The sequence below is a fragment of the Marinobacterium iners DSM 11526 genome, assembly GCF_900107855.1.
Lineage (GTDB): Bacteria > Pseudomonadota > Gammaproteobacteria > Pseudomonadales > Balneatricaceae > Marinobacterium > Marinobacterium iners.
In genome coordinates this window covers 46,630-60,328 of the sequence record NZ_FNRJ01000001.1, presented here as the reverse complement: position 1 = coordinate 60,328, position 13,699 = coordinate 46,630, and the positions used below count along the sequence as shown (strand labels likewise).

Annotated in this window: 19 protein-coding genes; 18 read left to right on the top strand and 1 reads right to left on the bottom strand. The window is 55.0% G+C overall.

What is annotated here, in order from left to right; translation table 11 throughout:
* Positions 1-4: 4 nt before the first annotated feature.
* The 5 genes from BLV48_RS00305 to BLV48_RS00290 all read left to right on the top strand — a co-directional run bounded on the left by BLV48_RS00305 (position 5) and on the right by BLV48_RS00290 (position 1,799).
* Positions 5-277 carry a hypothetical protein gene (locus BLV48_RS00305; RefSeq protein WP_091821282.1) on the top strand — a complete coding sequence of 91 codons (273 nt, stop codon included), beginning with the start codon at positions 5-7 and terminating at the stop codon, positions 275-277.
* Between the two features lie 57 nt (positions 278-334).
* Positions 335-523: a hypothetical protein gene (locus BLV48_RS18710; protein ID WP_139253859.1), complete on the top strand. Its 189-nt coding sequence runs from the start codon at positions 335-337 to the stop codon at positions 521-523.
* 72 nt (positions 524-595) lie between these two features.
* Positions 596-817: a hypothetical protein gene (locus BLV48_RS00300; protein WP_091821279.1), complete on the top strand. Its 222-nt coding sequence runs from the start codon at positions 596-598 to the stop codon at positions 815-817.
* A 27-nt stretch (positions 818-844) separates the two neighbouring features.
* Entirely contained in the window at positions 845-1,264 is a 420-nt protein-coding gene (locus tag BLV48_RS00295) for a DUF1064 domain-containing protein (RefSeq protein WP_091821276.1), read from the top strand.
* A gap of 31 nt (positions 1,265-1,295) precedes the next feature.
* Positions 1,296-1,799: a hypothetical protein gene (locus BLV48_RS00290; RefSeq protein ID WP_091821273.1), complete on the top strand. Its 504-nt coding sequence runs from the start codon at positions 1,296-1,298 to the stop codon at positions 1,797-1,799.
* Positions 1,800-1,828: 29 nt separating this feature from the next.
* Here BLV48_RS00290 and BLV48_RS00285 read toward each other — a convergent pair whose 3' ends face one another.
* Positions 1,829-2,713 (bottom strand): hypothetical protein, encoded by an 885-nt coding sequence (locus BLV48_RS00285; protein ID WP_091821269.1) that lies wholly within the window; start codon positions 2,711-2,713, stop codon positions 1,829-1,831.
* Between the two features lie 504 nt (positions 2,714-3,217).
* Between BLV48_RS00285 and BLV48_RS18915 the strand changes: the two genes are divergently transcribed.
* The 13 genes from BLV48_RS18915 (at position 3,218) to BLV48_RS00220 (ending at position 13,687) form a co-directional block, all read left to right on the top strand.
* Entirely contained in the window at positions 3,218-3,610 is a 393-nt protein-coding gene (locus BLV48_RS18915; protein WP_091821266.1) for a hypothetical protein, read from the top strand.
* The gene (locus BLV48_RS00275; protein WP_091821263.1) at positions 3,607-4,206 is read left to right on the top strand and encodes a hypothetical protein; all 600 of its coding nucleotides are present in this window, start codon (positions 3,607-3,609) and stop codon (positions 4,204-4,206) included. The genes BLV48_RS18915 and BLV48_RS00275 overlap by 4 nt, the downstream gene beginning before the upstream one ends.
* A gap of 2 nt (positions 4,207-4,208) precedes the next feature.
* Positions 4,209-4,517 (top strand): hypothetical protein, encoded by a 309-nt coding sequence (locus BLV48_RS00270; protein ID WP_091821260.1) that lies wholly within the window; start codon positions 4,209-4,211, stop codon positions 4,515-4,517.
* Positions 4,510-5,049, top strand: a complete 540-nt coding sequence (locus BLV48_RS00265; RefSeq protein WP_175527525.1) for a DUF1353 domain-containing protein — start codon at positions 4,510-4,512, stop codon at positions 5,047-5,049. Before BLV48_RS00270 ends, BLV48_RS00265 begins: the two co-directional genes overlap by 8 nt.
* Positions 5,042-5,284 (top strand): hypothetical protein, encoded by a 243-nt coding sequence (locus tag BLV48_RS00260; RefSeq protein ID WP_091821254.1) that lies wholly within the window; start codon positions 5,042-5,044, stop codon positions 5,282-5,284. The genes BLV48_RS00265 and BLV48_RS00260 overlap by 8 nt, the downstream gene beginning before the upstream one ends.
* 2 nt (positions 5,285-5,286) lie before the next feature.
* Positions 5,287-5,916 (top strand): hypothetical protein, encoded by a 630-nt coding sequence (locus BLV48_RS00255; RefSeq protein ID WP_091821252.1) that lies wholly within the window; start codon positions 5,287-5,289, stop codon positions 5,914-5,916.
* Positions 5,916-7,547 carry a terminase large subunit gene (locus tag BLV48_RS00250; protein ID WP_091821249.1) on the top strand — a complete coding sequence of 544 codons (1,632 nt, stop codon included), beginning with the start codon at positions 5,916-5,918 and terminating at the stop codon, positions 7,545-7,547. Before BLV48_RS00255 ends, BLV48_RS00250 begins: the two co-directional genes overlap by 1 nt.
* A complete protein-coding gene (locus BLV48_RS00245) occupies positions 7,544-9,622 on the top strand; it encodes a portal protein (RefSeq protein WP_091821245.1) in 2,079 nt (692 codons plus the stop codon). Before BLV48_RS00250 ends, BLV48_RS00245 begins: the two co-directional genes overlap by 4 nt.
* A gap of 123 nt (positions 9,623-9,745) precedes the next feature.
* Positions 9,746-10,840: a hypothetical protein gene (locus tag BLV48_RS00240; protein WP_091821242.1), complete on the top strand. Its 1,095-nt coding sequence runs from the start codon at positions 9,746-9,748 to the stop codon at positions 10,838-10,840.
* A gap of 14 nt (positions 10,841-10,854) precedes the next feature.
* On the top strand, positions 10,855-12,084 hold the full coding sequence (locus tag BLV48_RS00235) for a N4-gp56 family major capsid protein (protein ID WP_091821239.1): 1,230 nt from the start codon (positions 10,855-10,857) through the stop codon (positions 12,082-12,084).
* A 57-nt stretch (positions 12,085-12,141) separates the two neighbouring features.
* Positions 12,142-12,549: a hypothetical protein gene (locus tag BLV48_RS00230; RefSeq protein ID WP_139253856.1), complete on the top strand. Its 408-nt coding sequence runs from the start codon at positions 12,142-12,144 to the stop codon at positions 12,547-12,549.
* A 64-nt stretch (positions 12,550-12,613) separates the two neighbouring features.
* Positions 12,614-13,087 (top strand): hypothetical protein, encoded by a 474-nt coding sequence (locus BLV48_RS00225; RefSeq protein ID WP_091821233.1) that lies wholly within the window; start codon positions 12,614-12,616, stop codon positions 13,085-13,087.
* A 3-nt stretch (positions 13,088-13,090) separates the two neighbouring features.
* A complete protein-coding gene (locus BLV48_RS00220; RefSeq protein WP_091821230.1) occupies positions 13,091-13,687 on the top strand; it encodes a hypothetical protein in 597 nt (198 codons plus the stop codon).
* The last annotated feature ends 12 nt before the right edge of the window (positions 13,688-13,699 follow it).

Genomic DNA, 13,699 nt, shown 5'->3' with positions numbered 1-13,699 from the left:
CACCATGAAAGGCCAGCAACTGAAAGTAGCGGTAGAAAATGAGGTTTTATCAATCTCAATTGGCGTAGATATTCTGTGCCATGCCTGCGAGACAGGTCGCATGTACGGACTGGACGGAATAAAAATTACGGATAAAGAGCTCTTCTTGAAAGGTATGGTTTTGCAATTGTGCCGAGAGGAAGAGGACGGCACTACTCCGGTACATGAAATGTTCGATAACGCTGTTTCCCAGATGCTTGAAGACGGCGAGGAAGGCGTGGACCTGAAAGACGAGTAACGCCGCGCTAATTTGAGAGCCGTTGTTATGAAGAGCGTTAACCACGAGGACACGAAGATGGATATTAATTCAGGATTAGCATGGCTTGGATTCTGGATATTTATGGCGGTATTCATTACCTGTGATCATTGGATATTTCAACAGGGCTACGATTCGTTTTTCCAGAAACATAAAACAGCTGAGGAAAAGCAGATTCAGCAGCTGAAGATCGAGAAGCTGCGCAGGGCGCTGGAGCGCGCTTCATAACCCCGAAGCACACCGGCCCTGTTACAGGGTCCGCGTGGTGCGAGTTGTTATAAATCGATACTGGAGATTTCAATGAGTAGAACACTTGATGAAGCATGGATTGATTTGCGAATAAAGATGCGCGAGTTCGATCAGCTTTTAGGGCAGAAGGAATTGCCTGAAGGCGTCTATATGCACAACACAACGATGCGGGTTGAACAGAGATTCACCGATTTATTGCGTCAGGCCACGCTGGAAATTATGGAAGCAGCCAGCGTTGTTAAGGCGATCGGGACGGACAAGACAGATTTATAACACCACAGTTCAGAGGCAGGCAGTTTTATGGCGATTGATCCCAAACATCTGCCGGCGCATATCCGCAGGCAGGTGGAGAAACAGCTGGCGCCGGCAACCAAGAGCCGTAACAAGTATGGCGCTGAGAAGGTGGTGATTGATCAAATCACGTTCGATAGCAAGGCCGAGAGCATTCGGTACCAGCTGAATAAGCTGCGCATCGAGCAGGGCCAACTGGCGTATCAACTCCTGCAGGTGCCGATCCGGTTGCCGGGTGGTGTTCGGTATGTGGTGGACTTCCTGGAAGGAGAAGTGGATGGGACGGTTACCTACGTGGACGTGAAAGGGAAGGTGACAGCTCAGTTTCGGGATAAGAAACGGATGGTTGAGAGCCTGTACCCCTTCAAGATTCTTTGTATTGAGTGCAAAAACTACGGCCGCATGCAGTTTGCGGAAGTCGAGATTTAGCCCGGTCCGCTCTGGGTTACAGGAGGTTGGTGTGAAGTTCGATACAGCTGATCAGGCATTACAGTACGCGTTCGGGGTTGAGGCATGGTCGCATTACGGTGAATCCATGCTGGGCCGCTGGATGGCCAGCAGCGGCCGATCCTTACCCAGTGGTATGACCCGTCAGGACCATGTGGCCCAAGCTGGGCTGATCGTGCAGTGTGCGCGCTCGACTTTGAGTCACGTTCGGTTTTGCCTGGTGGAGGTTCGTTATTGCCAGACAGCCTCGCGCCGAGTGGACAGCTGTGGCGTGGTGGCTGACTGGTCACCGCAGCCGGTACCGGAGTTTGAGCGGTACACGGTTGATCAGATTGCTCGCTGGGCTGGCATGGAGCCGACACGCACGCAGCAGGAGTGGGCGAAGGTGCTGGAGCTGAGCACGCGAGCGCTGGCCAGCCGGAACGGCGAGTTGATCAGCTGGCTGGAAAATGAGTTGAGCGCGGTACTGCTACGGCTGGAGGATGCTTTTGGTGATAGGGGGTGGGCGAGGATATGAGTGGTCGATGACCACTCATATCTACAAATTTAATGCTTCTCAGCAGGGGATCGCGGCAGGCCTTTTTGAGGTGGCGGTATCTGCTTGTCCTCGACGGCAATAACCTCGGACAGTTTCTCAAGGATGATAGTTGGCTGTTTTAGCAGCTGCTGGTTCATTTCAAGGTGGCGCATCTCTCGAGGAGAAAGAACCTTTGCGACCAGCTGGGTATGCCCAGAGGAATCGAGGAATTTTACCACCAGCACAGCCCCGGCCTGAGCCGCTCCGGATGAGGTTTCGGCAAGGGAGTCTTTCAATATTTTTATGGTGGTAGCGTTAATGTTGTCCATTTCGGCTTGTTGTTTGCCAACAAGCTTCATTTCAGCCGCCTTGTGGAGAAGGTATTCGTACTGGTCGACATCAAAGCCGCGAAGCCTTGCCATCGCGATTTTGTACCAAGATCCATAGACTTCATCACCCTCTGCGACCAGTTCAATACCGCTGCTTTCAAACAGTCTTGTGAGGGCTGCTTCAGCTTTCTCTTTGCCTTTTGTGTCACTAAGATAGATGCGCACAGGAATAGTAGTTCCACCTCTCACTTGGTCAGAGGAGACTCCGATCCGGTGCAAGTATTCTCTGTATTCAAGCTCCATATTCAGGCGCTTGTTTTCTTTGAGCACGCTATCCAGGGCGGTTTCAATCTTTCTTATCCGCTGCTTCATTTGGGCGAGCTCTGGTTGAGAGGATAAAACATTTCTATGAAAGCTGTAGTTAGCAATGGGTGTGGCCTTTCCGCTGTCGGAATTGCGTGTAGAATTTCCGAGAAATACTGGAGAATACTCCACCTCGCCAGTGTTTTTCCGTGATACAAAGTTACCGGCTTCCCCTTTCATTTGTGGGCCTTGTTTGCCGCGCCCTCTTTTCTTTCTTTCCATATGGTATTTCTCCTGCATGTAGTTGAGAGCAATCAAGGGATCAGTATAGCGCCTTAAATGATGCCTTCCAGCCACTTCATGCCCAAAACACACCACCAGAGCGCACCAGTTTTGAACCGGGGTGGTTTGGGCTGGGAGGTAGGTGTGGCGAGGGGTTGGGCGGTTTTTAGAGTTGGGAGTGAGGGGGCGAAATGAACCACTGGTGCGTCCGTGGTTCGTGCGGTGGAGCGCGAGGGGTGATTAGGGGTGTAAAATTGGCTTTACCTGTTTGTTGATTTTAGTTTCCTGCTGGTCTATTGTTGTAACCAAGCTGGTCGTGGTGACAAAGCAGTACACCGTAGTCGATCAGTCAGCTCGCCGGTCCCCTGGTTTTACCGGCGAGCGTTACCTCGCTTCAACATACTTTCATGCTGGGTTTGTTGTTTCCTAAAGGGTCCTCATTTGAGGACCCTTTTTTATTGGTGCGCCAAGCACGGCGCCGTTATCCGATCCGAGGGAGAGGTTGTGGAATACCGTGATCCGAACAACTACCAGCTTGGGTTTGTTGTGACCGGGTTGGGTTTGGCGTTGTGGGGTGGCCTTGTGGGTACGTACCGCCGAGTCCGCGCTGGTCGTCAGTTGTCGCGCTGGGCTCTGATTCGTCGTTCTATTGGTGAGATGGTGTTATCGCTGTCAGCCACGTTTCTGGTATCGCTGCTGTGCTATCACTTTCAGCTTGATAAACCTGACCCAAGCAGTAACGAATTTTTTGTATTCAAGTACCCGCTGACCTGCTTGAGCATGTGGGTTGCTGCATTCCTCGCCCCGAAGGTCTTTGATCTGATCGATGAAGTGTTCATTGAAAGCCGTCAACGGCTGCTGAACGAAATTCGTTACGGACAGAAGGAGGCAGAATGAAACCTCTTTCTTATGAGCAGCTGCAGCAGGCGTGCAGCGCACGCGGTTATCGGTTCTTCGATGATGGTAACTACAACCTGAACATCATTGGTGTTCGCTCTGCTGATCTGCAGGCGAACACATTCAACGACCTGATCTATATCGCTTGGCGTGTAGCGGGTGAGCCTATTGTGGTGTCGCTGCCGGCGACAACCGATCCGGGTGTTTATTGGCGCGAGAATCTGGCGAATGCAGCCGGTACCGGCTTTCTGGTGCCGGGTCAGTATTCGGGTGCGTTCCGGGTTGGGAAGCACAAGGGGTATCACGCACTGGTTCAGGCGCGTGAGCTGCCTTTGTACCGAGATGCTGACCGGGATGCCAAGTTAGAGCCAAACGAGAGCAGCATTCAGACCGGTTACTTCGGTATCAACCTGCACCGGGCACGTGTTGATGGCCGTTCGAATTTGGTTGATCGATGGTCTGCAGGCTGCCAGGTGGTGGCTGACTCCAGTGACTTCGATTTGTTGATGTCTTTGGTTGATATCGCAAGCAAGCACTGGGGGGAGACATTCACTTACACGCTGCTGGATGAGCAGCTGCTGAAAGGAGTGCACTGATTATGCATGCGCGGAAAGTACGGAATGTAGTGATCATTGGGGCAGCCGTTGCAATGGTGGGCTGTGAAAGCGTCAAGTCTCAGCTGGCCGATGGCTATCAGCTGGGTGACGCAACGCGTGCTGTTGCATACGAGGCTGTGCGCCTGCACGAGTTGGGCTGTAACGGCGGTGTCAGCAGTGCCCGTGCGGCATTGCTGGATTTGTATCGTGTGTTCGTGAACCCTGAATATCCACCAGGAGGTGTTTGTGATGACCCGCTGGGGGTGCTGGTGTATGCCGCGGGCAAAACGCAGGCGCAGAGCAATGAGTAGCGCTTATCTGCTGACATACAACGAAGCGGTTATCCGAGTGAACGCTCGCTTTGACCGCTCACAAACCAGCGTGATTAAGCGCACGGCGCTAGACGCGTTCGACGAAGGTGAGCAGGAGTGGCTGACGCTGACTGATGCGCTGGTTTGGTCACACCGCATGCAGAGAGCAATAGTGATTCCACAATGGTTCGTGACCGATCTGGCCAGTATTCCTTGGTATGCACGCTGGCTGATTGAGGTGAACGGTAAGCATCGATATGCAGCACTGCCTCATGACCTGCTGTATTGCTCCCGCCAGCTGGGCATTGATGTTACTCGCGAAATGGCGGACTTGGTTTTGCTGGATGCGTGCGAGGCACTGGGCGTGTCCAGCTGGAAGCGCAAAGCAATGTATGCAGCGGTTGTTGCGGCGGGTGGTAGTCGTTGGGATCGCGGATTCAAGGAGGTATTTGTTCCGACCAACCTGCGAGACAAGTATCGCCTTGCCCACCGAGAGCTACTTGAGTGCAAAGAAGGGGTATTGAATGCCTGAGCGTGCCTGCAAAGTTGTGCCGCTGTTTGCGCAGAAAGATCCTGAGGTAAACGATCAGGATAGGCTGGTGAAGCTGATGGATGAGCTCGCGATGATGGCCCGCACTGGTGACTTGAAGGCTGTGTCGTTTGCTGCAGTTGTTCAGCGTGATGAGCTTGTGTGCTGGAGTGGCAACCTTGGCGAGGCGCACGGGCTGGATCTGGATGCTGTGCGCGGTTCGGGTGCCCAGAGTTAAGCATGTCTGCAAAGCGTAAGCCGGATTCTGCTGTTGATTGGTCTGCGCTGGAGCGGGATTACCGTGCCGGTATCAAGTCTGATCGTCAGCTGGAAGCTGATTACGGCATTTCACGTGGCCGCATCAAGCGCCGGGCAGATAAAGAAGGTTGGGTGCGTGATCTGACGGATCAGATCAACCAGGAAGCGAACAAGCAACTGCAGCAGAGCATGGCGGTTGCTCACCGGGCCTTGGATGAAGGCGCGACACCGGAGCAACGAGAACGCCAGATCATTGAGTTTGCGGCTGCAACTCAGGTGGAGTTGGTTCAGCGGCATCGAGGTGATCTGGCGTTGCTGCGCGGTACGTCGATGAGGATTGCCCAGCACCTGAGCGATCAGGTGGCCAGCGGGTATATAGAAATACCGGGTGGCGAAGGCGAAGCCCCGATCAAGGTCCCTATTGATCTGGAAGCCGCTGCCAAGACGCTGAACAACGTGACCGGCAGTTACCAGCGTGTGGTGCAGCTGGAACGCCAGGCGTTTGGGCTGGATGAGAAGGAAGACAAGGGTAATGCCTCTGCTGAGGTGCGCACTGTGATGCAGATGATCATGGGAGAGCCGGAGGGCCTGCCCGGGGAGTCCGCTCACTGATGGGTGCCATGGTGAAGCTGAACCAGTCAGAGCAAGCGCTGTACAACTGCATGAGGGATGTGTGGTGGCGTCTGGATAACCTGTACTTCATTCAGGACGAGGACGGTAACGAGGTGCTGTTTAAGCTGCGCCCGATACAAAAGCTGTTCTTGATGCTGGCGTGGTACCGGAACGTGATTCTGAAGGCGCGACAGCTGGGGTTCACGACCGCGATTGATATTTTCATTCTGGATCGTGCCATCTTCAACGCCAACCAGGCGTGCGGGATTATCGCTCATACCAAGGATGACGTGATCGAGATATTCGCCAAGAAGGTCCAGTACGCCTATCAGCGACTGCCGATGGACATCCGAGCCATGGTGACAGCTGAGAAGGAAGCGGCAAACCACCTGAAGTTCTCAAACGGTTCCAGTATTCGTGTAGCGGTGTCGATGCGATCCGGAACACTGCAGGTGCTGCATATTTCGGAGTACGGCAAGCTGTGGGCACGGTATCCGGAAAAGGCAAAAGAGGTTAAGACGGGTTCTCTGCCTACCGTTCACCAGAATGGCATGGTGTTCATTGAGAGCACGGCAGAGGGGGTTGGTGGTCACTTTCATGAGCTGAGCATGCAGGCGAAAAGGCTTGCGGATGCCGAAACCGAGCTGACCCGTCTGGATTACAAGTTTCATTTCTTCGCGTGGTGGAAGGACTCGAAGTATGAGCTGCCATGCCCCCGTGATTACGAGTTCAGCCGCGAACACACAAAGTATTTTGACGGCCTTGAACGGAAGATTCAGCAGGAGCTGAGCCCGGCCAAGCGTTACTGGTACGTAGTCACGGAGGGCACCTACGGCAAGGAGATGAAGCAGGAGTATCCGTCCACTCCGGAAGAGGCATTCCTGTTTTCAGGCCGTAAGGCATTTGATGCCAACCACCTGAACGCTGCCGAGGAAATGTGTTACGAGCCACTGTTCGTGGGTGAGATATCCATCGTCAACGGTGAGCTGAACGAGATTGCCCAGGGCGAGTTGAAAATCTGGGAGATGCCGGACCCGAACGAGCTCTACGCCATTGGTGCAGACGTGGCGGAAGGCAAGGAAGTGGGTGAGGAAGATAAAGACCTCGACTACAGCAGTGCCGATGTTCTGGACGGCTTCGGACAGCAGGTGGCGCAGTGGCACGGGCATATCAGCACGGATCTGTTCGGCCAGGTGCTGTTCCAGCTGGGCAAGCTGTACAACATGGCTTACTTGGGCGTTGAGCGTAACAACCATGGCCATGCCGTACTGAATAAGCTGAAGGATTTGAACTACCCGAACCTTCACGTTGAAGAAAAGATCGACGAGAAGCGCGACAAGAAAACCCGAAAGGTGGGCTTCCACACCAACCAGGCAACCAAGCCTTTCATCATTGGCAACCTGAGTAACCTGCTGCGTGATGGTGAGTCGGGCATCCGCTCGAAGGAAACTATCGCGGAGGCGCATACCTATGTGGTTGACGGAAAGGGTCGCTACGGTGCGCAGGTCAATTGCCATGACGACCGCGTGATGAGTTTGGCGATTGCCCATGAGATGGTGCGGGTAATGCCGCGAACCGTTAAAGAAATCGAACCGGTTAAACGCGTACAGCGGGATTGGAGAGCAGCGTGAGCAAGAGTTTTTCAGCGAAGGATTTGGAACGCCTGCTGTCTGATATCGACCGTCAGCCGACGTGGCGGGAGGAAGCCTCTCGCTGTGCTGATTACTATGACGGCAAGCAGCTGGAGCCGGATGTGGTTGCCGCAATGAAAGAGCGTGGCCAGCCGGTGCTGATCCACAACCTGATCGGCCCGACCATTGATGGCGTGCTGGGCATGGAGGCCAAGACTCGGCAAAGCTTTATGGTGCGTGCAGAGAATGATGAAAATCTGCAGGTAGCCGAGGCGCTGAACGAAGAGGTGTCGGAGATGGCTCGGATGACGAATGTCGACCGGGCAATTGCTGATGCCTTTGCCGGACAGATCAAAACCGGTTTGGGGTGGGTAGAGGTCAACCGCTCTTCAGACGAGTTCGAGTACCCCTACCAGTCGAACTATGTGCACCGTGATGAGATTTGGTGGGACTGGCATTCGAAAGCACCTGATTTACATGATGCGCGTTGGTTGCTGCGTCGCCGTTGGCTGGATGAGGATGAGGCCGCTGCGTTCTTTCCGAAGCACCGGGACCTGATCAAATACGCTGCCGGCGGCTGGGCCAATGCACTGGCAACACTGGAGATGCAGACCCGTCCTCAGCTGATGAGCGCCTACCAGGACTATGCCGATAATCAGTGGCGAGAGGATGAGCTGTTTGATACAGATCGGCACAGAGTACGTGTGCATGAGGTGTATTACCGGGTGTTTGAGCGTGGTCTTGTGATGCGTATGCCGGATGGGCGCAGGGTTAGGTTTGAGCGCAACAATCCGATGCATGTAGCTGTTGTGAATGCGGGGCACGCCGAGTTGGTGAACGCGCCTTACAAGCGAATGTACCAGGCGTGGTATATCGGCCCACACTTGATTTACCAGGGGCCAAGCCAGCACCCGCACAACAACTTCCCGTATGTGCCGTTCTGGGGGTTCCGCGAGGACACAACAAATGTGCCGTATGGACTGATTCGCCGCATGCTAAGCCCACAGGATGAAGTGAATTTCCGGCGCTCCAAGCTGACATACCTGCTGAACAGCAAGCGCATCATCAAGGACGATGATGCTACAGCGATGAGCGATCAGGATTTGATTGATGAGGTCAACAGGCCTGACGGGGTAGTAACGCTAAACAAGGATCGTAAAAACGTGGAGCACCGCGGGTTTTGGGTTGAAACAGAAAGCGGCATTGCTGTTCAGCAGTTCCAAATCATGCAGGATGCCAAGCAGAACATTCAGGATTGTGGCGGTGTGTTCAGCGCAATGCTGGGGCAAGAGAGCAACGCTACCAGTGGCGTGGCTATTCACGGATTGATCGAACAGGGCTCTACCACGATGGCTGAGCTGTTTGATAACTATCGATTTGCCCGGCAGAAAGTGGGCGAGTTGATGTTGGCGTTCAAGGTGCAGGAGATTGGCCGACAGCCACGCAGGGTGATGGTAAACGTAAACAAGCCGGAGCCGACCGCTGCCATCGATCTGAACCAAATAACGCTGAACGAACAGGGTCAGCAGGTGATCAGCAATGACGTGATGCGCACCAAGGCGAGTGTGGTGCTGGACGATATCGTCAACACCCCGGGATATCGTGCGCACCTGACTCAGCGCATGATGGAGCTGGTACAGACATTGCCGCCGAACCTGCAGGCTGCGGTCATCGATCTGGTGATTATGAGCACCGATGTGCCGAAGAAAGATGAGTTTATCAAGCGCATCCGTCGCGCCACCGGTATCGGTGTGAATCCGGAGGATATGAGCGAGGAAGAACGCACCCAGTGGCAGCAGCAACAGCAGACACAGGCCATGCAGAACCAGCTGGCGATGCAGGAGCTGCAGACCAAGATTGCAGGGCTGGAGGCAGACGCTAAGCGCAAGCTGGCCGCTGCCAGCAAGGACGAGGCCGCTGCCCAGTCCCAGGCGGTCAAAGATGAGCTGACCGAAGCCCAGACGCTGAAGGTACTGGGTGAGCTGAAGCAGCTGACCGACCGTTTGCAGGGCAGTGCATTCCTGCAGGCAGGCCACAACATGCCAGCACCGCAGCCGCAGCTGCTGCCACAGTAACGAATAATCGATTTTGAAGAAGCCCGCCCTGTGCGGGCTTTTTCGTTTCCGCTGCCGGAGCGAAAGAAGGCAACCACGAAACACAACTCGGACCCATCCGAAAACTGGGAGAGGTAAAGGCAAATGAGTGTTAACGACTTGGATATCGACGCAATTCTGGCCGGAGATGATACGGACGCCATTGAGGCGCTTCTGGATCAGATGGAGGAAACCGACGAAGGCATTGTTTTCAAACAGGGCGATACAGGCGCAACCGATGGTGACGATCATGCGGAAGCGACTGAAGAAACAGGCGCTGAGCCCGGCGCCGAAGACGATACTGCAGCCGGTGCAGACTCCGCAGATGAGCAAGGTGCATTGGACGTGCCGGCCAAGCCGCAGGAAGGCGGACGGGGCGAGAGCCGCCCGGTAATTGAAGGGAAGCATGGAAACAACACCATCCCTTATTCAGAACTGGAAGCCGCTCGGCAACAGGCGCGGGAGGCGGATCGTCGGGCTCAAGAGGCCGAACAGCGTGCACAGCAGCTGCAACAGCAGGCGCAGGAAAACAGCCGCATGGAGCGTCAGCTGGAACTGCTGACGAAGCAGCTGGAGCAGCATGGCTTGGAAGCTGAAAGCCTGCCGGAGGATTACCAACTTACGGAAGAGAAGCAGCGGGAGCTGATCGAGGACTACGGCGAGATGGGTAAGGCCATGGTGGCGATGTATACCCGTTTGGCTCAGAGCCAACCGCCGCAGCCTGAATCCCCCACGCAACAACCTGCAGAGCAGCCTTCTGCTGACAATGAGCAGCAGGCGCTGATGCAGGCCATCTCCCGTAATGCCGATCTGGAAGCTTGGCGGACGGGGGATAGTGCGCGCTGGCAGGAAGCCGTGCGGATCGATCAGATCCTGCAGGCCGATCAGAAATTTGCCAATACCTCTTACGACGAACGATTTGCTGAAGCGGTACGCCGCACTAAAGCGGTATTCGGGGACGTTGATACGTCTTCGGACGCGGGCAAATCATCCAATCAACAACAACTGGACGACAAGATGCGCGCAGCAGAAGAAGCTGCCGCACCGCCGCCGTCCCTTTCCAATATGGGTGTGGGCGCTACGTCTCCGGACCGTCCCCTTGTCGAGCAGCTGGCCGATCTTTCCGAAGAAGAGGTCGAGGCTCGCATGGCGAACATGACTGAAGCGCAGCGCGAAGCCCTGTTGTCTCAGATTTCTTGATGGAGTAATGCCTGATGGGTACTCAAGTTAAATCCGGCAGCGCCGGCGCGAATAAGCTTCAGAATGTCGCGCTGTTCACTGCTGCAACCCAGGCCCCGACCTGGCTCAACATGATGACCGGTGGCGCACCGACTGAAGTGAAAGGTAAACCCGGTCAGAAACAGACTGAGCCGGGTGCGCCAATTGTGCGTGTCACGAACTTGGAAAAGACCGCCGGTGATGAAGTCACCATGGATATTTTCCACAACCTGACAGGCACCCCGACCATGGGTGACCGCAAGCTGGAAGGCCGTGGCGAGTCCATGAGCCAAGCGCATTTCGATCTGAAGATCGATCAGGGCCGACATCTGGTGGACGCTGGCGGCAAGATGAGCCAAAAACGCACCCAGCACAATCTGCGTGCAACCAGCCGTAAGTTGCTGTCCGGCTGGTATGGCCGACTCAAGGATGAGGTCACCCAGGTTCACTTGATGGGCGCACGTGGTGACTTCTCAAACGAGAACACCATTCTGCCTATGGAAGATCACACCGAATTTGGTGAGATCATGGTGAACCCGGTCACACCACCGACCTACAATCGCCACATGTATGGCGGTGATGCAACTGCGCTGGATAACCTCGATGCTGCAGATCTGATGTCGCTGTCGGTGGTGGATAACCTCCGTCTGTTCCTGGATGAGTCCGGTTCGCCGTTGCAGCCACTGCAGTTTGAGGCGGATGAACAGCGACTGCATGATCCGATGTGGGGTTATTACATTACCCCGCGTCAGTGGTTTGACCTGCAGGAAAGCACGTCCATGAAGGACTGGCAGAAAATGACTGCCGACGCGATGAAGCGCTCACAGGGCTTCAATCACCCTCTGTTCAAAGGTGAGTGCGCTATGTGGAACGGCATCTTGATTAAGAAGATGAACCGAACCACTCGCTTCACCGCTGGGCGTCCGGTGAATGTGTGCACCAACACCAAGAATGCAGCCGTTACCCAGATCGCACCGGGTGTTACCGTCGAGCGCTCCTTGTTGCTGGGTGCTCAGGCGCTGGGCCATGCGTGGGGCCGTGCTGGCAAGAAGGATGCAGGTGGCCACCACTTCAGCATGACTGAAGAGCCAGCAGACCACGGCAACAGCACTGAGACGGTGATTGCCTGGATGGACGGTATGGGCAAGATCCGCTTCAAAAACAAGGATGGTTACATTACTGACCACGGCTCCATGGTGGTCGATACGGCGGTTAGCGGATTGTAACCCGACAGCGCCCGAGCGTCCGGGCGCTTTATTCTGATTCTGAATAGGTAATGAGTTATGTCTAAGCAAGCAGCGACTCGCCGCAAGACAATGTACAGCGGTACTCACGGCAATATGGCCAGCGAAGTGTTCAAGGTGGTCCTGACGGGCGATACGGCCGGTACCGAGATTGAGATGGGGGTGATTCCAGCAGGAATCGAAGTGACTGGGCTGGTCGCTAACCATGACAACTTGGGTGCCGGTACCAACGTGGATATCGGCTATCGCTACATTGATCCGGATAACGGTACCGATGAAGTTGCATACTGGGGCAACCACAGCACCGCAGCCGCGGGGGTAAAAGCGTCCGTTGCCAAGCCGGTGATGTTCGAGGATGACGTGATCTTGGTGGCGACGCTGAAAGGTGGCGCCGGTACCGGTGAGCTGATCATCATGCCGACCGGCATTGTGCGTGGCGTGAAGTAACCCGACCCACTGAAACTGATCAGCCCGGCCCCGCGCCGGGTTTTTTATTGCTGGAGAATGCGCAATGAGCGAAGTGAAGGTTTTTTATATCGGTGATAAACCGGTGAAGAAAGACACCGTTGCCGGCACAAATCATGTGTGGCGCGGTTTTGGCAGTTACCGCCTGGTGCTGGAAGCGGCAGCGCAGCGCCTGTGTGACTTTCCGACCGTTTGGATGAGCGAGAAGGATTTCAGAGAGCTGTATGAGGAAGACGGTGCCGACGCCGCTACCGGCCTGGCATCCCTGCCTGTGGTTGATGCACCTCCTGCCCAACAGGTTGCCCCTCAGCCTGAAGCTGCCGATCAGCATGACGCTACCCCGATCAAGCTGATTCAGGAAGCGATCCGCAAGCTGGATCGGGCCAACACTGAACACTTTGGTTCCAGCGGTGCGCCGAAGATCGATGCCGTACGCGAACAGCTGCCGGAGGGTTTTGAGCTGAGCGCCAAGGATCTTAACGCCGCGTTCTCTGAAATCAAAGATGAGTTCCGGGTGTAAGTCATGACGGGGCTGACAGATGATCGGCGAATCAAGATCAGCAACTTTTTGCCAGTGCTCAATGGTTTGATTCCCGGGGTTACGTCGCCTGTTGCTCGATTGCAGTTGGTAGCAGCCTTGACCGAATTTTGTGGTGATAGCAGTTACTGGCGAGAGCAGCTGGGTGATCTGCGCCCTGATGGTACTGACCGCGTGCATGATCTTGAGATGCCTCAGGATACAGTCTTTGCGGGCTACATTTGCTGCAGGCTTCTTGGTGAAAAACTGGATGCAGATCTGTACGAAATCACAAGCCCCAGCTCAATGCGCTTTGATGCTTCTGTTGTTGGGGCTGTGACGGTTGAGGCGGCTGTAAAACCTACTCCTGGCGTGTCACTGGTACCCGAATCAATCTATGCGCACTACTCCGAGGCCGTTTGCCATGGCGCGGCAGCTCGGCTGTTCGCAATGCCTGGATCGGCATGGCATGACCCAAGCAAGGTTGGGTGGCATGTGTCTCTTTTCAGGGAGGGGATTAGTCGGGCTCGCAGGGATGTGCAAGAAGGATATAAAACCGAGCAGACCCATACCCGCCTAAGGCGAGGCGGCCAATATTTCTAGTAAGAGGAATGG